The sequence below is a fragment of the Phenylobacterium terrae genome, from assembly GCF_042681205.1.
Classification (GTDB): domain Bacteria; phylum Pseudomonadota; class Alphaproteobacteria; order Caulobacterales; family Caulobacteraceae; genus Phenylobacterium; species Phenylobacterium terrae.
On record NZ_JBHUEY010000001.1, the window covers coordinates 2,150,068 to 2,174,721 of the forward strand.

15 protein-coding genes are annotated in these 24,654 nt (G+C 69.7%); 7 read left to right on the top strand and 8 right to left on the bottom strand.

Annotated features, from left to right (window positions below; genetic code table 11):
• Nucleotides 1-16 precede the first annotated feature (16 nt).
• Complete coding sequence (locus tag ACFSC0_RS10830; RefSeq protein WP_377282921.1) at nucleotides 17-1,981, bottom strand: ATP-binding protein; 1,965 nt, start codon at nucleotides 1,979-1,981, stop codon at nucleotides 17-19.
• Nucleotides 1,982-2,266: 285 nt separating this feature from the next.
• Nucleotides 2,267-2,449 (bottom strand): YegP family protein, encoded by a 183-nt coding sequence (locus tag ACFSC0_RS10835; RefSeq protein ID WP_377282920.1) that lies wholly within the window; start codon nucleotides 2,447-2,449, stop codon nucleotides 2,267-2,269.
• A 303-nt stretch (nucleotides 2,450-2,752) separates the two neighbouring features.
• Here ACFSC0_RS10835 and ACFSC0_RS10840 point away from each other — a divergent pair, with 303 nt between their 5' ends.
• The 4 genes from ACFSC0_RS10840 to ACFSC0_RS10855 all read left to right on the top strand — a co-directional run bounded on the left by ACFSC0_RS10840 (nucleotide 2,753) and on the right by ACFSC0_RS10855 (nucleotide 16,310).
• Nucleotides 2,753-5,755 (top strand): TonB-dependent receptor, encoded by a 3,003-nt coding sequence (locus ACFSC0_RS10840; RefSeq protein WP_377282919.1) that lies wholly within the window; start codon nucleotides 2,753-2,755, stop codon nucleotides 5,753-5,755.
• A gap of 352 nt (nucleotides 5,756-6,107) precedes the next feature.
• Nucleotides 6,108-9,071, top strand: coding sequence for a TonB-dependent receptor domain-containing protein (locus tag ACFSC0_RS10845; RefSeq protein ID WP_377282918.1), 2,964 nt, complete (start codon nucleotides 6,108-6,110; stop codon nucleotides 9,069-9,071).
• 409 nt (nucleotides 9,072-9,480) lie between these two features.
• A complete protein-coding gene (locus tag ACFSC0_RS10850; protein ID WP_377282917.1) occupies nucleotides 9,481-12,672 on the top strand; it encodes a TonB-dependent receptor domain-containing protein in 3,192 nt (1,063 codons plus the stop codon).
• Between the two features lie 458 nt (nucleotides 12,673-13,130).
• Nucleotides 13,131-16,310, top strand: a complete 3,180-nt coding sequence (locus ACFSC0_RS10855) for a TonB-dependent receptor domain-containing protein (RefSeq protein WP_377282916.1) — start codon at nucleotides 13,131-13,133, stop codon at nucleotides 16,308-16,310.
• A gap of 55 nt (nucleotides 16,311-16,365) precedes the next feature.
• On the opposite strand, the gene mnmC1 is transcribed toward ACFSC0_RS10855, so the two are convergent.
• The 3 genes from mnmC1 to motA form a co-directional block, all read right to left on the bottom strand.
• A complete protein-coding gene (gene mnmC1, locus ACFSC0_RS10860) occupies nucleotides 16,366-18,171 on the bottom strand; it encodes an FAD-dependent 5-carboxymethylaminomethyl-2-thiouridine(34) oxidoreductase MnmC1 (protein ID WP_377282915.1) in 1,806 nt (601 codons plus the stop codon).
• A 70-nt stretch (nucleotides 18,172-18,241) separates the two neighbouring features.
• Nucleotides 18,242-18,556, bottom strand: a complete 315-nt coding sequence (locus tag ACFSC0_RS10865; RefSeq protein WP_377355145.1) for a hypothetical protein — start codon at nucleotides 18,554-18,556, stop codon at nucleotides 18,242-18,244.
• Between the two features lie 200 nt (nucleotides 18,557-18,756).
• A complete protein-coding gene (gene motA, locus ACFSC0_RS10870; RefSeq protein WP_377282914.1) occupies nucleotides 18,757-19,626 on the bottom strand; it encodes a flagellar motor stator protein MotA in 870 nt (289 codons plus the stop codon).
• Between the two features lie 105 nt (nucleotides 19,627-19,731).
• Here motA and ACFSC0_RS10875 point away from each other — a divergent pair, with 105 nt between their 5' ends.
• The gene (locus ACFSC0_RS10875; RefSeq protein ID WP_377282913.1) at nucleotides 19,732-21,048 is read left to right on the top strand and encodes an MFS transporter; all 1,317 of its coding nucleotides are present in this window, start codon (nucleotides 19,732-19,734) and stop codon (nucleotides 21,046-21,048) included.
• Here ACFSC0_RS10875 and ACFSC0_RS10880 read toward each other — a convergent pair.
• Complete coding sequence (locus ACFSC0_RS10880) at nucleotides 21,045-22,289, bottom strand: lytic murein transglycosylase (protein ID WP_377282912.1); 1,245 nt, start codon at nucleotides 22,287-22,289, stop codon at nucleotides 21,045-21,047. The two genes, ACFSC0_RS10875 and ACFSC0_RS10880, sit on opposite strands and share 4 nt — an antisense overlap.
• 163 nt (nucleotides 22,290-22,452) lie before the next feature.
• Between ACFSC0_RS10880 and ykgO the strand changes: the two genes are divergently transcribed.
• A complete protein-coding gene (gene ykgO / locus ACFSC0_RS10885) occupies nucleotides 22,453-22,578 on the top strand; it encodes a type B 50S ribosomal protein L36 (RefSeq protein ID WP_012523667.1) in 126 nt (41 codons plus the stop codon).
• Nucleotides 22,579-22,604: 26 nt separating this feature from the next.
• On the top strand, nucleotides 22,605-23,207 hold the full coding sequence (locus ACFSC0_RS10890) for an HAD family hydrolase (RefSeq protein ID WP_377282911.1): 603 nt from the start codon (nucleotides 22,605-22,607) through the stop codon (nucleotides 23,205-23,207).
• On the opposite strand, the gene ACFSC0_RS10895 is transcribed toward ACFSC0_RS10890, so the two are convergent.
• Both ACFSC0_RS10895 and ACFSC0_RS10900 read right to left on the bottom strand, forming a co-directional pair.
• Nucleotides 23,204-23,632 (bottom strand): NUDIX hydrolase, encoded by a 429-nt coding sequence (locus ACFSC0_RS10895; RefSeq protein ID WP_377282910.1) that lies wholly within the window; start codon nucleotides 23,630-23,632, stop codon nucleotides 23,204-23,206. The genes ACFSC0_RS10890 and ACFSC0_RS10895 overlap by 4 nt on opposite strands.
• Nucleotide 23,633: 1 nt before the next feature.
• A complete protein-coding gene (locus ACFSC0_RS10900; protein WP_377282909.1) occupies nucleotides 23,634-24,650 on the bottom strand; it encodes an inorganic phosphate transporter in 1,017 nt (338 codons plus the stop codon).
• Nucleotides 24,651-24,654: the final 4 nt, after the last annotated feature.

Below are 24,654 nucleotides of genomic sequence, written 5' to 3' on the forward strand. Positions count from 1 at the left end.
AGGCGCCGGCGCGGTCTCAGGCCGCGCCGGCGCGCCGGTCGGCGCCGGGCGCCAGGGCCAGGGCGATGGCCTCCAGCAGCTTGGAGACCTGGATCGGCTTGGCCACCACCAGGTCCATGCCGCAGTCCAGATATTCCTTCGCCTGGTGGCTGAGGGCGTTGGCGGTGAGGGCGATGATCGGCGTGCGGGGGCGGCCAGTGCGGGCCTCTTCGGCGCGGATGGCCCGGGTCGCTTCGGCCCCGTCCATCGTCGGCATGTGGGCGTCCATCAGGATCACGTCCCACGCCTCGGCCCGCCAGGCCGCCACCGCCTCGGCGCCGTTGCCGACGATGTGCGGCTGGACGCCGAACTGGCCGAGCAGGGTCTGCAGCACCAGCTGGTTCACCGCGTTGTCCTCGGCCGCGAGGATCCGCACGGCGCCGATCTCCGGGGCGGGCGCGGCGGCCGCCGGCGCCGGGACGACCTCGCCCTCGCCGAGGTAGGTCATCGGCAGGGTCACGTGGAAGGTGGAGCCCCGTCCCGGCGCGCTCTCGACGGAGATGTCGCCGCCCATCAGCCGGACGATCTCACGGCAGATGGAGAGCCCAAGCCCGGTGCCGCCGTACTGACGGGTCGTCGAGCTGTCGGCCTGCACGAAGGGTTCGAACAGCTGCGCCTGCCGGTCCTGCCGGATCCCGATGCCGGTGTCGGCGACGGAGAGGCGCAGGCCGTTCTCGGCGCGGTCGAGGGCGATCAGCACCCGTCCGGCGTCGGTGAACTTGACCGCGTTCGAGGCCAGGTTGGCGATCACCTGCCGCAGCCGGGCCGGGTCGCCCAGGTAGGCGCCCTCGGCGGCCGGCGAGACCTCCAGGTCCAGGGCCAGGCCCTTGGCCGCGGCGACGGCGGAGAAGGTCGCGCGCACCGCCCGGGCGACGGCGGCGGGCTCGAACGCCACCTGCTCGAGTTCGAGCTTGCCGGCCCCGATCTTCGACAGGTCCAGGACGTCGTCGAGGATGGCCAGCAGGCTTTCGCTGGACTGGGTGACCACCGCCAGCCGCTCGCGCTGCAGCTCGGGGAGTTCGTCCCGGGCCATGGCCTGGGCCATTCCGAGGATGCCGTTCAGCGGCGTGCGGATTTCGTGGCTGACCGTGGCGAGGAAGGCGCTCTTGGCCTCGTTGGCGGCCTCGGCGGCCAGGCGGGCGTCGATCAGCTCCTGCTCGTTGCGCTTCTCCTTGTCGATGTTGCGCACCGCGCCGACGAAGCCGACCACCTGGCCGGTCTCGTCACGGACGGCCTCGGCCAGGCTCTCGACCCAGTGCATGCCGCCGTCCTGGCGGATGTGGCGGTGCACGACCTGGAACGGCGGCCCCCCGGCCAGGTGGGCGTCCCATTTGGCCAGGGCCTGCGGCAGGTCCTCCGGATGCACCGGATCCCACAGCGTCCGGGTCGCGGTCTCGTAGTCGCCCGCGCCCTTGCTGGAGTTGAGCCGGAAGGCTTCCTGCCGGGTGTGGTCGAGCTCCCAGACCTTGATGCCGGCCAGGCGGGTCGCCAGGCGCAGGCGCCGCTCCGACCGCGCGGTCTCGTCCAGCGCCTCGCGCATCTGGGCCGCGGTCGTCTCCAGCTCCAGGGCCATGTTCGCCCGCGTGTAGTCGTCGCCCAGAAGCGAGGCGAGCGCCTCGAAGTGGCTGCGAACCGCCTCGTCATACGGGCGCACCTTCAGGTCGATGGCGATCAGCGCGCCCAGCACCTGGCCCTGGCTGAGGATGGGAACGCCCACGAAGGCCTTCACCTTCGGACTGGCCGGGGCGAGCCGATGCTGGATGGCGACCGGATCGGTCTCAAAGTCGGCGATCCACAGCGGCTCGCGCGTCGACATGACGTAGCGGCTGGGGAAGCGCCGGCTCATGTCGCCCTTGAACGGCTTGGTGCGGGAGAACCTGCCGGACTCGCGCCAGACCACGTCGGCGCCGTAGCCGTCGTAGACGGCCGTCGCGAGCTGCACGACGCGTTCCGCTGTGGACCGCACGGCCTCCAACGGCACGGAGTTCGAAACCACCTGCTCCCCCGGCGGCTGCTGCAAAGCAGCTTCCATACCCCAGGTAGCCTTAAGCCTTTTTCCTCTATTCCCGCGATCGGCGAGGCGTCGCGCCGGCGGCCCCGCGTTCGGCAGGGCTCATGAGGTGCGGTCTGTCATTGGAGGCCAGGCGACGCTGGCGTCTTCGACCGGGGCTTCCGGGCCGGCGGCGGGCGACCGCGGCCCGGGAGGGCCTGCGGCCGCCCGAGGGCGTCAGGCGACGCTGGCGTCTTCGACCGGGGCTTCCGGGCCGTTCTTCTTGATGCTGGCGATGGCGTTCTCCGCCGAGGCCCGCGACTTGTAGCCTTCGGTCGAGAAGATGGTCTCGCTGTTGTACTTGAAGCGGACGCGGAACTCGCCGGCCTTGTCCTTGTAGATCTCAAACTTGTGGGCCATGGCCCGTCCTCCGACTTGGTGGAACCCCCAGGGGCCGAGACTTTTCGATGTCCCGGCTACAGTCAAGCTGGAGTCGCCCGCACAGGCCGGACAGCCGCCGCGGACAGTCCGCCCTTGACCATTCCACCAACTAGAATGGTCAAGCTTCTCCTTTGATAATCAGTGCTGTGGCGCCCTGGCGACAGCTAGAAAACTTTGCACCCGCGAGTCGCGTAACGGCTGGCGCGGCGCCCGCTTGCGGCGCAAGCCTCTCGAAAAACAACGTTCGCGTCAAAAAGTCGCGGACCGGCCAGGGAGGCATCGATGTCCAGGACCAATCAGCTGGCGGGCGGCTCGGCGCTCGCGCTCATCCTCGCCCTCGCCACGGGCGGCGGGGCGGCGGCGCAGGGCACGGAGGTCGAGGAGGTCGTCGTCACCGGCTCGTTCATCGCCGGCACGCCGGAGGATGCGGCCCTGCCCGTCGACGTGATCAGCTCCGACGACCTGCAGAAGCAGGGCTCGCCGTCCACCGTCGAGCTGATGAAGCAGCTGCCGGTCTCCAACGGCGTGCTCGGCGACACCAACCAGTTCGACGCCCGCGCGCAGGGCTCCGAAGGGGCGGCGACGGTGAACCTGCGCGGGCTGGGCTCGGCGCGCACCCTGGTGCTGTTCAACGGCCGCCGGCTGGTTCCCGCCCCGATCGGCGCCGGCTCGCCGGACATCAACCTGCTGCCCACCGCCGCCATCGGCCGCATCGAGGTGCTGAAGGAGGGCGCGGCCGCCACCTACGGCTCGGACGCCATCGGCGGGGTGGTGAACTTCATCACCCGGCGCAATTTCGAGGGCCTCGAGGTCAACGCCTACTACGAGCACATCGACGGCTCCGACGGCGGCGACTACGGCGGCCATCTCGTCTTCGGCTGGGTGGGCGATACGGCGAACGCCCTGGTCACCGCCGGCTGGCAGCACCGCTCCGAGCTGTCGGTGCGCGAGCGCGACTTCGCCCAGCGCGGCTACTTCGAGAGTCCCGAGACGGGGTGGTCCTCGGGCAACGCCGTCACGACCTTCTTCCCGATCATCCAGACGGGAGCGACGTCCTTCGCGTTCGGGGCGGCCGGGCGCCGGGACGTGGGCTGCGCGCCCCTGGGCGGGGTGCCGAGCTTCACCGCCCCCACGCCGCCGGCCACCCTCGGCACGGCCGCCTGCTTCTGGAACTACACGCCCTACGACAACATCGTGGAGAAGGAGGACCGCTACCAGATCTACGGCGAGGTGAACGTCGACCTGACCGACACCACGGTGTTCCACGTCGAGGCGCTCTACGCCCACACCAACGTGCCGGAATGGGCGACCTCGCCGTCCTACCTGGCCTTGCAGGTGCCGACCACGGCGACCAATCCGATCGCCGGCTCGCCCGGGCTCGGGGCCGGCTACTTCGTGCCGGCCAACAACCCCGGCTACATCCTCTATTCGCAGCAGAACCCCGGCGCGCTGCCGACCGGCGTGCCGGTCGCGCCGGGCGTGACCGCGCCGGTGGTCGGCGCCTACTTCCCCGGCGCGCTGTTCCGGCCCCTGTCCCTGGGGGGCAACCCGCTGTTCGGCGACCAGTCCTCGCGCGGCAGCCGCGAGCACGAGGGCTGGCGGATCTCGGCGAGCCTGAAGGGCGAGCTGGGCTTCGCGGGCGTCGGCTACGACGCGGCCCTGACCTACATGGAGGATAACCTGGTCCGGATCGGCTACGACACCGTCGTCAGCCGCTTCCAGCTGGCGCTGCGCGGCCTCGGCGGGCCGGGCTGCAACCCGGCGACCGGAACGCCGGGGGTCGGCGGGTGCCAGTGGTTCAACCCGTTCTCCAACTCAATCCCCGCCAACGCCATCACCGGGGCGACCAACCCCGGCTTCAACGCCGCCGTCGCCAACGACCCCGAGCTGATCCGCTGGTTCTTCCAGCCGACCACCGCGGACCTGACGACCCGGATGCTGGTCGCCGACCTGGTGTTCAACGGCCAGCTGCCGTGGGAATTCGGGGGAGGGGCCGTCGGCTGGGCGGTGGGCGCGCAGTACCGGAAGAACTTCTTCGAGGGCCAGTACGACCAGCTCACCAACCTGCAGGCCACGCCCTGCGTCGACACCCCGGTCACCGGCACCCTGAACTGCGCCGTCCGCAACGGGCCCTTCATGTTCCTGGGCGGGGCCTTCCCGGCCGACCTCGAGGGGGACGCCTGGGCCGGCTTCGCCGAGCTCAGCCTGCCGTTCACCGACGCCTTCCAGGTCCAGCTGGCGGCCCGCTACGAGGACTACGGCGACCTGGGCGGTTCGACCTTCGACCCCAAACTGTCGGTCCGCTGGCAGGTCATCGACCCGTTCGCCCTGCGCGCCTCGGTCAGCACCACCTTCCGGGCGCCGCCGCTCACCGCGCTCGATCCCGGCCAGGCGACGACGCTGCAGTTCCTGGGCGGCGCCTTCCGGGCGGTGGACATCCTCGGCAACCCGGAGCTGGAGCCGGAATCGGCGACCACCTACAGCGTCGGCGCCATCTTCGAGATGGGCAACTTCAACGCCACGGTGGACTACTGGAGCTTCGACTTCGAGAACCCGATCGTCACCGAGCCGGTGGGGCCGATCTTCTCCACCCTGTTCCCGACGGGGGCGCCGTCCCGCTGCGGCGATCCGGCCCTGGCGGCCCTGCAGACGCGCTTCACCTTCCAGGGCGGGGTCTGCAGCACGGCGGCGCTGGCCCGCATCTCGACCGGCTGGATCAACGGACCGGGGATCAAGACCTCGGGGATCGACGCCCTGTTCAACTACGACGTGGACGACCTGTGGGGCGGCAACGCCCGGCTGGGCGGCAGCCTCACCTTCGTGCGCGAGTACAGCGTCGAGGAGACGGTCGTGGAGGGCGTCACCGTCAGTCCGGCCTTCGAGGGCGTGAACCGGCTGAACTACCAGACCCAGATCGTCCCCGTGCCGCAGTGGAAGGCCTCGATGTTCGCCGAATACACCCGCGACATCCACAACCTGCGGCTGACCTTGAACTACATCGACAGCTACATCGACCAGCGGACCGACCCCTATCCGCCGAACGTGCTGTTCACTGAGACCGGCGGCACAGTCCTGAAGTCGAGCGAAGGGCGGAAGATCGACTCCTTCTTCACGGCGGACCTGACCTATCGGGTGCAGTTGCCGTGGGACACCACGGCGGTGCTGTCGATCCGCAACCTCACCGACCAGGACCCGCCGTTCGCCCGGCTGGACCTCGGCTACGACCCGTTCACGGCCAACCCCCTCGGCCGCACCTTCAAGCTGAGCGTCACCAAGCGGTTCTGAAGCGACCGCCGTCCCGGGCCCTTCGCCGCCGCCGCTCGCCGGCGGCGGCTTCTTTTTGCGGGTGCGCTGAGGGCGGCGAGCGCGCGCCGAGCGCCGGTGGCCGACCGGCGCTTTCTGACAGAAAAGTCAAAGAACGTGATGCATAAATACTGCATAAAACGCTTGTTTTGCCAGTTACGTCAAAACAATTGAACTGTTGCTGCATCGCATCACTCTGCAAAACTTTGATGTCTGCTTGATCCCTTTACTGGCATTGCAACTTGATCGGAGGGACATAGCCGCGCCCGCAAAGCGTCCTGACGAGGCGCGTACGTGGCGGGAGTTGGAAGCGTTTCAGAGGGGATAGTGTTTTATGACTAGAAGCAGATTTTTCTGCAGCGGATCGGCTTTCGCCGTCGCCCTGAGCCTCGGCCTCGCCGGGACGGCCTACGCCCAGGACGAGGGCGTCGCCGAAGTCGAAGAGGTCGTCGTCACCGGCTCGTTCATCGCCGGCACGCCTGAGGACGCGGCCCTGCCGGTCGACGTCATCTCGTCCGACGAACTCCAGCGTCAGGGCTCGCCCTCGACCACCGACCTGATCAAGTCGATCCCGGCGGTGCAGGGCGTGGCCGGCGAGACCAACCAGTTCCGGGCCGGCCAGTCGACCGGCACCAGCAACGTCAACCTGCGCGGCCTCGGGCCGCTGCGCACCCTGGTGCTGCTCAACGGCCGCCGCGTCGCCCCCTCCCCGGCGGCCGGCATCGGCATCGACATCAACCTGTTCCCGGTCTCGGCCATCGGCCGTGTGGAAGTGCTGAAGGAAGGCGCTGCGGCGACCTACGGCTCGGACGCCATCGGCGGCGTGGTCAACTTCATCACCAAGAAGCTCGACGGCTTCGAAGTCGGCGGCCAGTACAGCCTGATCCCCGGCTCGGACGGCGAGTACAGCATGTTCGCCAACTACGGCTGGCGCGGCGAGCGCGGCAGCGTGCTGCTGTCGGCCGGCTACCGTCACCGTGACGAACTGCCGGTCACCGAGCGCGACTTCGCGATGCCGGACTTCGACGTCAATCCGGGCGGCGGCTGGTCGAGCTTCGGCAACCCGGGCGCCTACTTCATCCCCGGCAACGCGGCGGCGGGCTTCCCGACCACCACCCGCTTCGCCGACCCGAACTGCGCCGCGCTCGGCAACGACCCGCGCATCGCCGCCTCGGGCGAGACCTGCTACTTCCAGTTCGGCCGGTTCAACAACCTGATCGAGGAAGAAGACCACTACCAGCTGTACGGCGAGGTGAACTTCGACCTCACCGACAGCGTGCAGTTCCACGGCGAGGCGCTGTGGGCCAGCCACGACGTGCCGCGGGAAAACTCCTCGCCGAGCTACGCCCCGGTGACGAGCCCGACGGCCAGCGCCGGCGCCCTGGTCCCCGGCTTCTTCTACATCCCGTCGACCAACCCGGGCCTGCAGGCCCTGCTGCCGCAGCTGACCGCCGCCCAGCAGGCGCAGATCGCCGCCTCGCCGCTGCGCGGGATCATCACCACCGGCCTGGCCTGGCGTCCCTACGGCGCCGGCGGCAACCCGCTGACCGGCGAGTCCAAGCACGACCGCCGCTACTTCGAAGGCTGGCGCGTCAGCGGCGGCTTCAAGGGCGAGCTCGAGAACGGCATCGGCTGGGACGTGGCGCTGACCTACTCGGTCAACGAGAGCGAGATCTCCACGCCCGACATCGTCACCAACCGCCTGCAGCTGGCCCTGCGCGGCCTGGGCGGCCCGGGCTGCAACCCCGCCACCGGCACGCCGGGCGTCGGGCCCTGCATGTGGTTCAACCCGTTCTCCACCGGCATCGCGCGCAACGCGGCCACCGGCGAGGTGAACCCGAACTACGTGGCCGGCTCGCCGGCGGCGCAGGCCAACAGCCGTGAAGTCGCCGACTGGATGTTCGAGGACTACGGCTACAACTCGCGCGCCGACCTGTTCGTCGCCGACGCGGTGGTGAACGGCAAGTTCGACAGCCTGAACCTGGCCGGCGGGGACATCGGCTGGGCCCTCGGCGCCCAGTACCGGGTCCAGGGCTTCGAGCGCCGGGTGAACAACATCTCGAACGCGGACATCAATCCGTGCATCGAGGAAGGCGTCACCAACTGCCCGACCAGCCAGCAGTTCGGCCCGCTGAGCTTCTTCGGCGGCCTGACCAACCAGGCGTTCGACAGCTCGGTGTGGGCGGTCTTCGGCGAACTGCAGGTGCCGTTCACCGACACCATCGACATGCAGCTGGCCCTCCGCCACGAGGACTACGGCGGCAACGTCGGCTCGACCACCAATCCGAAGATCGCCCTGCGCTGGCAGGCGACGGACTGGCTGGCCCTGCGCGCCGCCGCCGGCAGCACCTTCCGGGCGCCGCCTCAGGCCCAGCTGCTGCCTGACGCCACCACCAACCTGACGTTCACCAGCGAAGCGGGCGGCTACCGGCCGTACGACGTCTTCGGCAACCCGAACCTCGACCCTGAGACCGCCGACACCTTCAGCCTCGGCGCGATCTTCGAGATGGGTCCGGTGAACGCCACGCTCGACTACTGGCGCTTCGACTTCGGCAACCCCATCGGCAACGAGTCCGGCACCCGGATGTTCGCCACCCTGATCCAGGGCGGGTGCAACTTCCCGGCCGCCTTCCTGGCCCGGTTCACGGCCGCCACGGCGACGCCGATCGGCCCGGGCGCGGGCTGCACGGCCGCCAACGTGGCCCGGACCCGCGTCAACACGATCAACGGCGCCGAGATCCAGACTTCGGGTCTCGACGGCTCGATCGTGGCGCGCTTCGACGACGTCTGGGGCGGTCGCGTCCGTGTCGGCGCCGACGTCACCTACGTGTTCGAGTACGAAGTGGGCGCGATGATGGTCGAGGGCGTGGAGGTGATCCCCGCCAACGACTACGCCGGTCACTCCGACCTGACGCACGGCTCGCAGCCGCAATGGCGGGGCAACGTCTACGCCGAGTACAACACCGGCGCGCACAACGTGCGCTGGACCATCCGCTACATCGACAACATGATCGACACGCGGAACGGTTCGTTCGGCGGGACCAACATCTTCGGCCTCGGCACCAGCGGCTTCCCGGTGACGGGCGGCCTGGTCGCGGCCGGCGCGAAGATCGACTCCTTCGTCACCCACGACCTCACCTATCGGGGCGAGCTGCCCTGGGACGTCACCCTGACGGCCGCGGTGATCAACGTGTTCGACGAGGAGCCGCCGTTCGCGCGCTACGACCTGAGCTACGACCCGTACACCGCCAACCCGCTGGGCCGGTACTTCAAGATCGGCCTGACGAAGCGGTTCTGATTCCCCGGGGGCGTCCCGCCCCCGACCCGCTTCCAAGCGCCGCCGGCCCCGCCGGCGGCGCTTTCTTTTTGGCCGCGGAGAAATCTCGCCACCGCGGCTCTGATGCAACACTTGGAAATCCGGCGTGAGGATTCCCGCCGGTTGACGCCGCGTCACCCTGTTTCGAAGGACCCGTACGGCGGCCCTTCGCAGGCGGCGCGCGGGATTTTCGACGCCCTGGTATGTCGGCGCTCAATCCGGGCGGGGCGACGGGACGAAACCGCCCGCGGCGAAAGTTGACGGAACAGCGACATGTTACGGCGTTGACAACTTAACCAGCTCCGTGGTCAAGCCGGAGGGTTACTCAAGCGTCGAAGCCACCGCGCCAGACGGCCGGCTCGACTCCGCGAGGGGGAAGGAAACAAACCAAATGCGTAAGGGCAGGTATTTCTGCAGCGGCTCGGCTTTGGCCGTCGTCGCCTCGTTCGTCCTGGCCGGTCAGGCCAGCGCGCAAGCCGACAACACGGTCGAGGAGGTGATCGTCACCGGCTCGTTCATCGCCGGGACGCCCGAGGACGCGGCCCTGCCGGTGGACGTCGTCAACGCCCAGGAGCTGGAGAAGCGCGGCACGCCGACGATGGTCCAGCTGATCAAGACCATCCCGTCTTCGGGCGCGGTGATCGGCGAGAACAACCGCTTCGGGGCCGGTAACGGCACCGCCACCATCAACCTGCGGAACCTGAACTCCGCGGTCACCGGGGCCCGGACCCTGGTGCTGTTCAACGGCCGCCGGGTCGCCTCGACGACCCGCTCCCTCGGATCCGTGGACATCAACAGCTTCCCCGCCGGCGCGATCGGCCGGGTCGAAGTGCTGAAGAGCGGCGCGGCCGCGACCTACGGCTCCGACGCCATCGGCGGGGTCGTGAACTTCATCACCCGCCGCGACGTCGACGGCTTCGAGCTGAACGGCACCTACCAGTTCATCGACGGCTCCGACGGCGACTGGAACGTCAACGGCCTGTGGGGCTACAGCGGCGAACGCGGCAACGTGATGCTCTACGCCGGCTACCGCGCCCGCTCGCAGCTGTCGATCTTCGAGCGTGACTGGGCGGCCCGCACGGGCCCGGCCGGCTACCTGGAGAACCCGCTCGGCGGTTGGGCCGGCACCGGCAACCCGGGCCTGTACAACACCTACGTCCCGACGGTCACGACCGGCGGCGTCACGGTCAACATTCCGCCGCCGCAGGGGAACCCGAACACCGGCTTCACCTTCGCCAACTTCAGCGGCAGCCTGATGGACATCGGCTGCGGCGCCAACGGCGGCGCGCCCTACGCCCTGACCACGGCGATCGTCAGCCCGACGGCCTGTAACTTCCAGTACACGGTGTACGACAACCTCGTCGAAAACGAGAACCACTACACGCTGTACGGTGAAGTGAACTTCGACATCACCGAAGACATCACCTTCCACGCCGAAGCGCTGTGGAACCGCAACCAGACGCCGCAGCAGCACTGGGCGCTCACCGGTCCGAACCAGTACCCGACGCCGCTGATCGCCTCCGGCGCCTCGCCGGGCGGCGGGACCTCGCCCTATCCGGCGACGGGCACGTCGGAGCAGTCGCGCTTCTACATCCCGCCGAACAACCCGGGCCTGCAGGCGCTGATTGCGCAAGTGAACGCGGCCACCTGCTCCGGTCCGGTGCTGCCCTACGGCGTCGATGCGGCCACCTGCGCCGTCGGCCTCGCCACGGCGCGCAGCCAGATCGTCAACGCGGGCACCTACGGGGTGACGGCCAGCCAGACGGCGTGGCGTCCGGTCGGCTTCGCCGGCGCGGCCCACGAGGCCGACAAGCACTCGCACTACAGCTACAACACCGACACCTGGCGCATCGTCGGCGGGTTCAAGGGCACGTTCTGGCGGGACATCGGCTTCGACGCCTCGATGACCTTCCAGGAGATCGACTACCGCTATAACCTCGAGGACACCTCGGTCACCCGACTGCAGCTGGGCCTTCGGGGCTTCGGCAGCCGGTCCGGCGATCCGAACCAGTGCACCCCCGAGGAGACGGCGGGCTTCACCCAGAACGCGGGCAACGCGGCCCTCGGCTGCTACTGGTTCAACCCGTTCACCAACGCGATGGAGCAGAGCCTCTCGCAGGTTCCGCCGAACCCCTATTACGTTGGCTCGAGCAGCACCATCCCGGGCCTGAACGAGGCGGTCGCCAACCGCGCCGCGCTGCTCGACTGGATGGTGGAGAAGCAGTTCCAGACGAACACCACCCGGCTGTTCGTCGCCGACCTGATCTTCAACGGCGACACGGGCAGGAACCTGTGGGGCGAAGACACCATCGCCTGGGCCGCCGGCGTCCAGTACCGCTACGACCGTCAGATCGAGCAGCCGGACGACCTCTACAGCACCCAGGCCACGCCCTGCGTCGACAGCCCGCCGTTCGGCGACGGGATCCCGACCTGCCCGGCCACCGGCACCGGTCCGTTCCTGTTCAACGCCAACAACAGCCCGCTGGACGTGTCTCGGGAGATCTTCGGCGCCTTCGCCGAGGTGCGCTTCCCGATCACCGACAACCTCGAGGTCACCCTGGCGGGGCGCTACGAGGAGTACATCGGCCAAGGCGACACCTTCAATCCGAAGCTGTCGGCCCGCTGGCAGATCAACGACTGGTTCGCCATCCGTGGCGCGGTGGGCTCCACCTACCGTGCGCCGCTGGCGAGCATCACGACCAACGACTTTGACCGCGGCCTGACCAACGCCAGCGGCACCTATCGGGCCAACGATCTCTACGGCAACCCGAACCTGGAGCCGGAAACCGCGGACACCTTCGACTTCGGCGTGATCGCCACCATCGGCGGGTTCAGCGCCACGGTCGACTACTGGCAGTTCGACTTCACCGACCCGCTGACCAGCGAGGCCACGGCCGACCTGATCAACCTGGCCATGCCGACGGCCGGCGGCTGCGGCCCGGCGGCGGTGCTCTCGCGCCTGACGCTGACCAGCCCCTGCGATCCGGCGGCGTCCGGCACGGCGAACCGGGCCAAGATCCTCTCGTACCGCACGCAGTACATCAACGGCGGCGCCATCGAGACCTCGGGCATCGACTTCCAGGCCAACATGGACTTCGGCGACGTGCTCTGGGGTCGGCTGCAGGCCGGCTTCGACGGCACCTGGCTGCTGAAGTTCGACGAGTCGCCCTACGAGATCGAAGGGGTCCCGACGGCTTCAGGCAAGATCGATCGCGTCGGCAAGTTCCGCGCCTCGCTCTTCACCGGGTACAACCAGCTGCGGGCGAACGCCTACGTCAACTGGAGCCGGGATATCCACAACGTCCGTTGGCAGGTGCGGCACATCTCCTCGACCGTCCACAGCGAGGCCCTGGCCATTTCGCTGGCGCGCAACGTGGGCAGCACCGAGAAGATCGACGAGTACTGGCAGCACGACATCACCTACACGGGTGAGATGCCCTGGGACACCACGCTCACCCTGGGCGTCCAGAACATCTTCGACACCGATCCGCCCTTCGCGATCGGCACCCAGTACAACTACGACCCGGGCAGCGGTAACCCGCTGGGCCGCGTGTTCGTGGTCGGCCTGAAGAAGCGCTTCTAGGCCTCCACGCGAGACTGGATCGGGCGCCGCTCCCCCGGGGGCGGCGCCCTTTTCTTTTGCGCCCCTTCCCGCCCGTCAGGGCGGGGCCAGAGTCCGCTTTCCTCCCGCTCTTAGGGGGCCGGGCGCCCGAACGACGGGCGCATCGAGGGGGCGATGAGTCCCCGCCCGACAGCTCCGCATTGCTCCGCGTCCACCCTCGCCCTGAAGGGGAGGGACGGGCGCGCCTTCGCCGCACCAGCGGCATTGCAGATGCGACACAAATGAGCTTCAGCGTCAAAAGTATAGTCGCACAGAAAACCACCGATACGTCAAAATATAAAGCATAGAACGGGGCTCGCCGAACAACCCCCGCAATAGCGACTAGATTTTTACGATTGAGCCGTTCATCTATCCCCCACTCTAGAAGCCAGACCTGCATGAAGTTGGGTCGGCGCTCTGAGGGGGAAGGAAACATTCTTATGAAGAGCAGATATTTCTGCGGCGGATCGCTGCTGGCCGTCGCCCTGGCATTCGGCGCCACCCAGGCCGCCTCCGCTCAGGACGAGGCCGCCGAACTCGAAGAAGTCGTCGTCACCGGCTCATTCATCGCCGGCACGCCCGAAGACGCCGCCCTGCCGGTCGACGTGGTCAACGCCCAGGAGCTGGAAAAGCGGGGCTCGCCCTCGATGGTCCAGTTCGTCAAGACGATCCCGTCCTCGGGCGCGGTGATCGGCGAGAACAACCGCTTCGGGGCCGGTAACGGCACCGCCACCATCAACCTGCGGAACCTCAACTCCGCCGTCACCGGCGCCCGCACGCTGGTGCTGTTCAACGGCCGTCGCGTGGCCTCCACCACCCGCTCCCTCGGGTCGGTGGACATCAACAGCTTCCCGACCGCGGCGATCTCGCGCGTCGAGGTGCTGAAGAGCGGCGCGGCCGCGACCTACGGCTCCGACGCCATCGGCGGCGTGGTCAACTTCATCACCCGCCGCAATCTCGACGGCCTGGAGCTGAACGGCACCTACCAGTTCATCGACGGCTCGGACGGCGACTACGAACTCAGCGCCCTGTGGGGCAAGCAGTTCGACGGCGGCAACGTGATGTTCATGGCGGGCCACCGCGCCCGTTCGCAGCTGCCGATCTTCGAGCGCGACTGGGCGATCCGCACCGGTCCGGAAGGCTACCTGCAAAACCCGCTCGGCGGCTGGGCCGGCACCGGCAACCCGGGGCTCTACCAGACGGCGACTGCCAATCCGGGCGGCGACCCGAACACGGGCTTCAACACCTCGAACTTCACCGGCAACCTGATGGACATCGGTTGCGCGGCGAACGGCGGCGCGCCCTACATCCTGGGCTCGACCACGGTCGGCGGCGCCGTCCCGGGCACCTCGCCGGCGTGTAACTTCCAGTACACGGTGTACGACAACCTCGTCGAAAACGAGAACCACTACACCCTCTACGGTGAGATCAACTTCGACATCACCGAGAACATCGAGTTCCACGCCGAGGCCCTGTGGAACCGCAACCAGACGCCGCAGCAGCACTGGGCGCTTACCGGTCCGAACCAGTATCCGACCCCGATCCGCCCGTCCGGCGCCTCGACCGGCGGCGGCACCTCGCCGATCCCGGCGACCGGCACCTCGGAGCAGTCGCGCTTCTACATCCCGGCCAACAACCCGGGCCTGCAGGCGCTGATCTCGCAGATCAACTCGGCCAACTGCGCCGGCTCGGTCCTGCCCTACGGCGTCGACGCGGCGAGCTGCGCCGCCCTGCTGAACGCCGCGCGCGCCCAGGCGGCGAACGCCGCCCTCTACGGCGTGGCCACCAGCCAGACCGCCTGGCGCCCCGTCGGCTTCGCCGGCGCCGCGCACGAGGCGGACCGCCACTCGCACTACACCTACAACACCGACACCTGGCGGGTGGTCGGCGGCTTCAAGGGCACCTTCTGGAAGGACATCGGCTTCGACGTGTCGATGACCTACCAGGAGATCGACTACCGCTATAACCTCGAAGACACCTCGGTGAACCGGCTGCAGCTCGGCCTGCGCGGCTACGCCAGCCGGGCCGGCGATCCGAACCAGTGCACCCCCGAAGAGACGGCCGGCTTCACCACGGGCGCCGGCAACGCGGCGCTGGGCTGCTACTGGTTCAACCCGTTCACCAACGCCATGGAGCAGAGCCTCTCGGACGTTGGGCCGAACCCCTACTACATCGGCTCCAGCGCCATCCCGGGCTTCAACGACGCGGTCGCCAACCGCGCCGCGATCATGGATTGGATGATCGAGAAGCAGTACCAGACGAACACCACCCGGCTGTTCGTCGCCGACGCCATCTTCAATGGCGACACCGGCTGGAGCCTGTGGACCGACGACACCATCGCCTGGGCCGCCGGCGCGCAGTACCGCTACGACCGCTACATCGAGAGCCCGGATGCGCTGTATTCGGCGGTGGCCACGCCCTGCGTGGACAGCCCGCCGTTCGGCGACGGCCTGCCGCCGTGCCCGACCACCGGCACCGGTCCGTTCCTGTTCAACGCCAACAACCTGCCGTCCGACGTCTCGCGTGAGATCGCCTCGGTGTTCGGCGAGGCGCGGATCCCGATCACCGACAACCTCGAAGCGACCATCGCCGGCCGCTACGAGCGCTACATCGGGTTCGACGAGACCTTCAATCCGAAGCTCTCGGTGCGCTGGCAGGCGACCGATTGGCTGGCGCTGCGCGGCGCCATCGGCTCCACCTACCGGGCGCCGCTGGCCACGCTCACCACCACCGACTTCGACCGCGGCCTGACCAACGCCTCGGGCACCTATCGGGCCAACGACCTCTACGGCAACCCGAACCTGGAGCCGGAAACGGCGAAGACCCTCGACTTCGGGGTGATCTTCACCTTCGACCGCTTCAACGCCACCATCGACTACTGGCAGTTCGACTTCGAGGATCCGCTGACCAGCGAGGCCACCGCCGACCTGATCGCGCTTGCGATGCCGACTGCGGGCGGCTGCGGCCCGGCCGCGGTTCTCGCGCGGCTGACCTTGACCTCGCCCTGCGATCCGACCTCGATGGTCCAAGGCAATCCGGTCAACCGCGCCAAGATCCTCTCGTACCGCACGCAGTACATCAACGGCGGCGCCATCGAGACGTCGGGCATCGACTTCCAGGCCAACTTCGACGTGGGCGAGGTCCTGGGCGGCGAGCTGCAGGCGGGCTTCGACGGCACCTGGCTGCTGAAGTACGACGAGTCCCCGTACGAGATCGAAGGGGTGCCGACGGCTTCGGGCAAGATCGACCGCGTGGGCAAGTACCGCGCCTCGGTCTTCACCGGCTACAACCAGCTGCGGGCCAACGCCTACATGAACTGGAACCGGGACATCCACAACCTGCGCTGGCAGGTGCGGCACGTGTCCTCGACCGTCCACAGCGAGCCGACCTCGATCGCGATCGCCACCAACGTTCGGGGCAGCACGAAGATCGACGAGTACTGGCAGCACGACCTGACCTACACGGCTCAGCTGCCCTGGAACACCACGGGCACCCTGGGGATCCAGAACATCTTCGACACCGATCCGCCCTTCGCGATCGGCACCCAGTACAACTACGACCCGGGCAGCGGTAACCCGCTGGGCCGCGTGTTCGTGGTCGGCCTGAAGAAGCGTTTCTAGGCCTCCAAGCGAGACTGGATCGGGCGCCGCTCCCCGTGGGGGCGGCGCCCTTTCTTTATCTGGGACCGGGGCCCGCCCCGCGTGCGGCCCGCCGGGAGAACCGCTCGGGATCCACCAGCGCCGCGAGCGGGGCGGGCAGGGGCCAGGGCGCGCCCAGCGCCGCGGCCGCCACCTGCTCGGCCAGCAGCGGGGCCAGCGCGAAGCCGCGCGAGCCTAACCCGGTCAGCAGGTGCAGCCCGTCCATTCCGGCGACCGGGCCGGCCATCGGCAGCCGGTCCGGCGTGACGGCCCGCACCGAGGCGCGACCCTCGAGCGGGCGGCCGTCCACCTGCGCGGCCAGGCCCGGCAGGGCGGCGCGCAGCTGCGCCAGGTTGCGGTCGTGGTCGCCGGGGCGAAGGTCGCAGGCCTCGTCCTCGCGGTCGTGCGTCGCGCCGAACAGCGCACCGCCGTCCCGGGTGGGGAGCACATAGCCGCCCCAGGCGGCGGCGGCGGGCGGCGTCACGCCCGGCGCCCAGCTCGCCTGGCCGCGCACCGCCGACAGCGGCAGGCCGGGGACGAGCGCGCGGCTGGCCAGCCCGGCGCAGAGGATCACCTGCTCGGCCTCGCCGATCAGCGCCCCGTCGTCGGCGAGCAGCCGCCACCCCTGACCGCTGCGCTCGAGGCGGGCGACCCGGGCCCGCCGGACGGGGCCGAGCCAGGCCGCCAGGGCCGCATCCGGCGCGATCACCAGGGCCGGCGCCTGGTCGAGCGCCACGGGCGCAGGCTCGCCAAGCCGCGCGCTGGCCGCCTGGGGGCCGAGCACCGTCAGCGCGCCGGGGTCGAAGAGGTCCGAGGCGGCGATCTTCTCGAACCGCGTCGGGTCCCGGGGCTGGGCGGCGAGCTGCAGCACCCCGCGCGAGATCACCGCACCCGGCAGCGCCTCGTAGAGCTCGATCGCCCGCGCCCAGGCCTGCGCGAACAACGCGGCGAGGGGGCCGAGCCCGGCGTCCAGCCTCGGCGTCACCAGCGCCGCAGGATTGCCCGAGCCGCCGGCCCCGGGCGCTTCGGCCTCGATCACCAGCGGCTCGACGCCCAGCGCCCGCAGCGCCCGCGCCGCCGAGGCCCCGGCGATCCCCGCGCCGACGATGGCCACGCGGCGCGGCGCCGGATCGACGGCCTCGCCGGGGAGCGCGGCCTCCAGCCGCTCGCGCTTGCGTCCGAAGCCGGGCCGCTTGTCCACGCCGAACCCGGCCGCCTGCAGTCCCCGCCGGACGGCGCCGGCGACGGTGAAGGTCGCCGCCCGCGCCCCGGGCGCCGAGCGGGCCGCGACGAGGTCCAGCACCTCCTGGCGCCACATTTCCGGGTTGGCGGCCGGTGCGAAGCCGTCGAGGAACCAGGCGTCGGCCCGGCCCGTCCAGGCGGCCAGCGCCTCGGCCGCCTCCATGTGGGCGACGTCGATCACGGCGCCGAGCTCGGCCAGCTCGATCCGGTGGAAGCCCCGGGCCTTGCCGGGCCACTGCGCGACGAGCCGGTCGGAGAGCGGCGAAAGCTCGGGCCAGGCGGCCAGCGCGCGCGCCGCCTCGGCCCGCGCCAGCGGATGGGCCTCGATAGTGAAGACGTGCAGCCGGCCCCCCGGCGGGCGCGCGCGGCCCCACAGGTCCAGCAGGGCCAGGATATTGAGGCCGGTCCCGAAGCCCAGCTCGCCGACCACAAAACGTCGCCGGCCGGCCCAGCGGTCCGGCAGGCCGCATCCGGCCAGGAAGACGGCCCGGGATTCGGCCAGGCCGTCCTCGGCGGAGAAGTAGACGTCTCCGAACAGGCGCGAGCGCGGCTGGCCGTCTTCGGTCCAGGTCAGCGGCGATGGGCCGTCGGGCGCGCTCATGGGCTCCTCATAAACGAAAAGGGCCGCCCCAAAGGGCGGCCCTCCCGAACACGCGAAAGCGTGGGTCGGCTTAGTGGCCCGCGGCCGGAGCAGCCGGGGCAGCCGGAGCCGTCGTGGCGGCTTCCGCGCCGGCGGCGGCGCCAGCTTCGGCGCCGGCGGCCGCGCCAGCGGCGGCGGCGTCGGCCGGAGCGGTCGCAGCGGCGTCGGCGGCCGGCGGGGTGGTCGCCATGGCGTCGGCGGCCGGAGCGGTCGCGGCGGCGTCGGCGGCCGGAGCTTCAGCGGCCGGCTCTTCGGCCTTTTCGGCGTTCTGCTGGCAGGCGGCGACGGAGAGCGCGGCCATGGCGGCGCCGGCGACGAGCAGCTTGCGGAGAGTTTCGGAGGTCATGATCCCTGGGTTCCCTTGAGGTCGGGTTCTTGCGCCCTTGGCGCGACCTGCCCCTCCGCGTCCGTGAGGCCGGAGCGAGGAGGGATCAGATCACGGACGCGAGATCGACTATGCCGCGGTTCGCGCGCCGGACAAGGGGTTTATTCACGGGCCCGTGATCACTTTTTTCACGATTTTCGGCTGTGGTCCGCAACCTGCGGTCACGCCTCGGCCGGGATGTTCGACAGCGCCTCTTCCAGCTCCAGGAAGCTCGGCTGCGATTCCGAAGGCACGTTGCCGCGGCCGATCTCGACCGAGATCTGCGCGGCGTTGCCGTGCAGGTGGGCGACCAGAACCGACTGGATGATCTTGTAGTAGGAGTGCTCCTCCTCGACCACGTTCTTCAGCCGCGAGGCCATCGGGCCCACCAGCCCGTAGGCGAGGAAGACGCCGAGGAAGGTGCCGACCAGCGCACCGCCGATCATCGCGCCCAGCACCTCCGGCGGTTCGGTGATCGAGCCCATGGTCTTGATGACCCCCAGCACCGCCGCGACGATGCCCAGCGCCGGCAGGGCGTCGGCCAGGTTCTGCAGCGCGCCGGCCGGGGCCAGGGCCTCGTGGTGGTGCTTCTCGAGCTGCTTCTCCATGGCGTCTTCCACCTGGTGGGGATCCTCCAGGTTCATCGTCATCATCCGCAGGGTGTCGCAGATGAAGTCGACGGCGAAGTGGTCCTTCATCACCTTGGGAAAGCGCGAGAAGATCGAGCTCTGGCTGGGGTTCTCGATGTGGCTCTCCAGGGCGATCACGCCCTTGGACTTCATCGTCTTGGTCAGCAGGAAGAGCAGGCTGAGGAGGTCGTTGTAGTCCGACGCCTTCCACTTCGGGCCGGCGAACACCTTGGCCAGGCCGCTGCCCGTCGCCTTGATGGTGGTCATCGAGTTGGAGATCAGGAACGCCGCGACCCCGGCGCCGCCGATGGCCATCATCTCGTGCGGCAGGGCGTGGGTGATGACGTCCATCCGCCCGCCTGAGATCAGGTAACTGCCGAACACCATCGCGAACAGCACAATGATGCCGATGATCTGAAACATGCGGACGGGCCCCCGAATCCTGGTCCGACACCTTGGCCGTTAATGCTTAAGGGCAGGTGAGCGAGAGGGTTTGCGCCGGCTGCGCGGGCGGCCTAACAGCGGAGCATGAGCCAGCCGACCACGACGCCCGACGGGATTCCGAAGCGCTCCTTCGCCATCATCTTCGGCGTCTCGCTGGCGACCGCGATGGGCAACACCGGCCTGATCTCGGTGCTGCCGGCGATCGGCCGGTCCACCGGCATCCCGGACGAGGCGGTGGTGGCGATCTTCTCGCTCTCGGCGCTGCTGTGGGCCTTCTCCTCGCCGATGTGGGCCAGGGCCTCGGACCGGCACGGCCGCAAGCCGCTGATGATCGTCGGCCTGGCCGGGTTCATGGTCTCGATGGCCCTGTGCGGGGTGGTGGTGGCCGCCGGCCTGGCGCACCTGGCGCACTGGGCGGTGATCTTCATCTGTTTCCTGCTGGCCCGGGCCCTGTTCGGCTTCTTCGGCGCAGCGTCCAACCCGGCGACGCAGGCCTATGTGGCCGAGTACACCCCGCCCGAGAAGCGCACCGGGGCGATGTCGAGCCTGGCCGGCGCCTTCGGCCTGGGCACGGTGATCGGGCCGTTCCTGGCGCCCCTGTTCGTGCTGCCGTTCGTGGGCCTTTCGGGGCCGCTGTTCGCCTTCTCGCTGATCGCCGGCGTGATGCTGGCCATCGTCGTCCGCTACCTGCCGGAAAGCGAATACCGCAACCAGGGCGGCGAGCCGGAGCCGGAGCCGGTGGACGCCAACGGCAAGGTCCGGCCGATGTGGCGCGACCCGCGGATCATCCCGTTCCTGGCCTACGGCTTCCTGGTCGCCGTCTGCCAGACGGCCCAGGGCCAGACGCTGGGGTTCCTGATCATCGACACCCTCGAGATGTCGCCGACCGAGGCCCAGGGCTTCATCGCCGTGGCCATGATGTTCGGCGCGGTGGCCGGACTGCTGGCCCAGTGGGGCATCATCCGGATGTTCGACATGACCCCGCGCCAGCTGCTGCGCTGGGGCGTGGCGGTGGCGGCGGTGGGCAACCTGATCGTCGCCCTCTCGCCCGGCTACTGGAGCGTGGTGGTCGGCTATGCGGTCTCGAGCCTGGGCTTCGGCTTCGCGCGGCCGGGTTTCACGGCCGGCGCCTCACTCGCGGTCAACATGGGCGAGCAGGCGAGGGCCGCCGGGGCCATCGCGGCGGTGAACGGCGTCAACGTGGTGTTGGCGCCGGCCTTCGTCTGGCTCTACCGCCACCTGGCCTGGGGCCCCTTCATCCTCAACGCGGCGATCCTGGCGGGCCTGCTGATCTACGCTTTCAAGAACCCGCAGCTGAAGAACGCCGACCCCAAGCCCGCCACGCGCGAGGACGCCACCATGGCGACCCTGGAGAAGCGCAACGAGGGCGGGGGGATCTAGACCCCCGCTTCGGTCCTCAGCCGCCGGACCATGTCCATGGAGAGGTAGCCGTCGGCGGTCAGCCCGCGGGACTTCTGCCAGGCGCGCAGGGCCGAGCGGGTGTTCATCCCCACCACCCCGTCGGGCGCGCCGGGGTCGAAGCCCAGGCGGGCCAGCGCCCGCTGGGCCGCCTGCCGGTCGGCCAGCGCCAGGCCGACCTCCTCGGGCCAGGCCTTCACCAGCGGGCCCATGCCGGCGAAGCGGTCGGCCAGCAGGCCCACCGCCAGGGCGTAGGCCACCGAGTTGTTGTACTGGCGGATGGCGAAGTGGTTGGGGAACAGCAGGAACAGCGGCCCGTTGGCCCCGGACGGCGCCAGCAGCTGGGCCGGCGCGGCCCGGTCGGCGGCGCTCCAGGGCTGGCCGTCGGCCCGGCGCACGCCGCGCGCCTCCCACCAGTCCGGCGTCTCCTTGGGGCCTTCGGTCAGCGAGAAGTCGAAGCCGTTGGGGACGGTCACTTCCCGCGCCCAGCTCTCCCCGCGCCGCCAGCCGGCCTTGGCCAGCAGGTTGGCGGCCGAGGCCAGGGCGTCGGCGGGCGAGCCCCACATGTCGCGCCGCCCGTCGCCGTCGCCGTCCACGGCGGTGGAGAGATAGGTGGTGGGGATGAACTGGGTCTGGCCGAACGCCCCGGCCCAGCTGCCCTTCAGCCGGCTCCGCGGGTGCTCGCCCGAGGCGATGATCCTCAGCGCCGCGATCAGCTCGCCCTCGGCCCAGGCCCGCCGACGGCCGTCGGCGGCCAGGGTGGCCAGCGAGCGGATGATGTCCAGATCGCCGAGGATGGTCCCGAACCCGGACTCCTGGGCCCAGACCCCCATCAGGATCTCGCGCGGCACGCCGTAGCGCTGCTCGATGGCCGGGAAGAAGGGCTCGTTGCGCCGGCGCCGGCCGATGTCGATGCGGCTCTGCGTCAGAGCGGCCTTGATGTAGGCGCTGACCGGCCTGGAGAACTCCGGCTGGGCGCCGTCCAGGGCCGAGACCCGGTCGTTGGGCGTCAGGCCGGCGAGCTCGCGATCCAGCACCGTCCTGGGGATCCCCGCCACCACCGCGCGTGCACGGAAGCTCTCAAGCCAGTCGTTGAAGCTCATCGGCCCCAGCGGCGGCGGCGGCAGGGCGGCGGGCGCCTGCGGACCTGGGACAGGCTGGGCCCGTGCGGGTCCCGTGGAGCAGCCGGCGAGCAGCAGGGCGAGGAAGACTCTACGATGCATCCGGCGACCCTAGCCTGCGTCGCATGAACGGCGGAACACGAAGCTGTTCAAAACGCCGCGAAGCCGCGCCTGCGTTGACTCCCCGCCGCTCTGCCCGTATATGCGCCCGCTCTGTCGCCGCCCCGCTGAGGGGTCGGCCGGTCACTCGCGTGAAGACAAGGTCATGAAGGTCAGAAGCTCGCTCAAGTCGCTCAAGACGCGTCACCGCGACTGCAAGCTCGTGCGCCGCAAGGGCCGGGTCTACGTCATCAACAAGACCGACCCCCGCTTCAAGGCCAAGCAGGGCTGACGACGCCCGCCGCGCTCTGAGGGACCATGCCCAAGGCGGTCCTGTGGGACATCGGCAACGTCATCGTGCGCTGGGATCCGCGCACGCTCTATTCCAAGATCTTCCCCGACCCGGCCGAGCGTGACCGCTTCCTGGCCGAGGTCTGCACCATGGCCTGGCACGACGCCCACGACCGGGGCGTGCGGTTCGAGGACAACCGCGACGAGCTGATCGCCCGCTTCCCCGAGCACGAGGCCGCGATCCGCGCCTGGGGCGATCGCTGGTGGGAGATGTTCTCCGGCCCGATCCCCGAGACCGAAGCCGCCATCGAGGCGCTGCACGCCCGCGGCGTGCCCATGTACGGCCTGTCCAACATCTCCCAGCACACCATCGAGGGCACCTTCGCCATGAGCCCCGCCTTCGCGCGGCTGCAGGGGGTGGTCGTCTCCGGCGCCGAGGGCGTGACCAAGCCCGATCCGGCCATCTTCCGCATCGCCTGCGAGCGGTTCGGCTTCTCCCCCGAAGACGTGCTGTTCGTGGACGACGGCCCCCGCAACATCGAGGTGGCGCAGGCGCTCGGCTTCGACGTCCACCTGTTCACGGCCCCCGCCGCGCTGCGGCCGGCGCTCGAGGCCAGGGGCCTGCTCTAGCGGCCGCCGAACTCGCGGATCAGTTCGGCCAGCCGCGGCTCGGCGACCAGGCCGGCGGCCTCGGCGGCGGCGAACCAGCGGCGCTCGCGCTGGCCCTTCTCCGGCCAGGCCTCGAGCTCCTCCAGCACCCTCAGGGGGAAGACCTCGACCTCGACCGGCTGCAGCTCGCCGCCCTTCAGCCGCTTCTCGTAGTCGTAGGCGCCGACCGGCTCGGCCCATACGTCGCCGGTGACCCCGGCCTCCTCCAGCGCCTCCTGGGCGGCCGAGTCGCCCGGATTGAGGCCGGTGATCGGCCAGCCCTTGGCGATCACCCACCGGCGGGTCTCGCGCGAGGTGATCAGCATCACCTCGATCCGCCCGTCCGCCGCCTTGCGCCAGGGGAGGGCGGCGTACTGCGTCAGGGGCGTGGTGCGGGCCTTGGGCATCTCATCCGAACGCCCGGTCGGCGAGCCGCGCCAGCCCGTAGAAGAAGGCGCCCATCAGTCCGGCCATCGGCATGGTGAAGACCCAGGCCCAGACGATGTTGCCGGCCACGTTCCAGCGCACCGCCGACATGCGCCGCGCCGAGCCGACGCCGACGATGGCGCCGGTGATGGTGTGGGTCGTCGAGACCGGGATGCCCAGGTTGGTGAAGAAGAACAGGGTGATCGCTCCGCCCGTCTCGGCGCAGAAGCCCTGCTGGGGCGACAGGCGGGTGATCTTCGAGCCCATGGTGTGAACAATGCGCCAGCCGCCGAACATGGTTCCGAGCGCGATCACCACGTAGCAGGTGATGGCGACCCAGGTCGGAACGTAGAAGCTCTCGCCCAGGTGGCCGTGCGAGAACAGCAGCACGGCGATGATGCCCATGGTCTTCTGCGCGTCGTTGCCGCCGTGGCCCAGCGAATACAGCGAGGCCGAGACCAGCTGCAGCTTGCGGAAGGTGGAATCGGCCATCGCCGGCGTCGCCCGGGCGAACAGCCAGCTGACGATCAGCACCAGCAGGATCGCCAGGGTGAAGCCCAGCGTCGGCGAGATGATGATACCCGAGGCGGTCTTCAGCACGCCCGACCAGACCACCGCCGAGAACCCGGTCTTGGCCAGCCCCGCGCCGATCAGGCCGCCGATCAGGGCGTGGGAGGAAGAGGAGGGGATGCCGGCCCACCAGGTGATGACGTTCCAGCTGATGGCCCCCATCAGCGCCCCGAAGATCACCGCGTCGCTGACGATGCCCGGATCGATGATGCCCTTGCCCACCGTGTTGGCCACGTGGACGCCGAAGAAGAAGTAGGCGGCGAAGTTGAAGAAGGCCGCGAAGCCCACCGCCACCAGCGGCGGCAGCACGCGCGTGGCCACCACCGTGGCGATGGAGTTGGCCGCATCGTGCAGGCCGTTCAGGAAGTCGAACGCCAGGGCCACGCCGATCAGCACGATCAGCAGCAGCGAGAACCCGCCGAAGTCCACGGGC

Excerpts from the sequence above, each read along its gene's own strand:
- ACFSC0_RS10835 (WP_377282920.1), bottom strand. The coding sequence starts at position 2,449 with ATGGCCCACAAGTTTGAGATCTACAAGGACAAGGCCGGCGAGTTCCGC.
- ACFSC0_RS10840 (WP_377282919.1), top strand. The coding sequence starts at position 2,753 with ATGTCCAGGACCAATCAGCTGGCGGGCGGCTCGGCGCTCGCGCTCATC.
- ACFSC0_RS10845 (WP_377282918.1), top strand. The coding sequence starts at position 6,108 with ATGACTAGAAGCAGATTTTTCTGCAGCGGATCGGCTTTCGCCGTCGCC.
- ACFSC0_RS10850 (WP_377282917.1), top strand. The coding sequence starts at position 9,481 with ATGCGTAAGGGCAGGTATTTCTGCAGCGGCTCGGCTTTGGCCGTCGTC.
- ACFSC0_RS10855 (WP_377282916.1), top strand. The coding sequence starts at position 13,131 with ATGAAGAGCAGATATTTCTGCGGCGGATCGCTGCTGGCCGTCGCCCTG.
- mnmC1 (WP_377282915.1), bottom strand. The coding sequence starts at position 18,171 with ATGAGCGCGCCCGACGGCCCATCGCCGCTGACCTGGACCGAAGACGGC.
- ACFSC0_RS10865 (WP_377355145.1), bottom strand. The coding sequence starts at position 18,556 with ATGACCTCCGAAACTCTCCGCAAGCTGCTCGTCGCCGGCGCCGCCATG.
- motA (WP_377282914.1), bottom strand. The coding sequence starts at position 19,626 with ATGTTTCAGATCATCGGCATCATTGTGCTGTTCGCGATGGTGTTCGGC.
- ACFSC0_RS10875 (WP_377282913.1), top strand. The coding sequence starts at position 19,732 with ATGAGCCAGCCGACCACGACGCCCGACGGGATTCCGAAGCGCTCCTTC.
- ACFSC0_RS10880 (WP_377282912.1), bottom strand. The coding sequence starts at position 22,289 with ATGCATCGTAGAGTCTTCCTCGCCCTGCTGCTCGCCGGCTGCTCCACG.
- ykgO (WP_012523667.1), top strand. The coding sequence starts at position 22,453 with ATGAAGGTCAGAAGCTCGCTCAAGTCGCTCAAGACGCGTCACCGCGAC.
- ACFSC0_RS10890 (WP_377282911.1), top strand. The coding sequence starts at position 22,605 with ATGCCCAAGGCGGTCCTGTGGGACATCGGCAACGTCATCGTGCGCTGG.
- ACFSC0_RS10895 (WP_377282910.1), bottom strand. The coding sequence starts at position 23,632 with ATGCCCAAGGCCCGCACCACGCCCCTGACGCAGTACGCCGCCCTCCCC.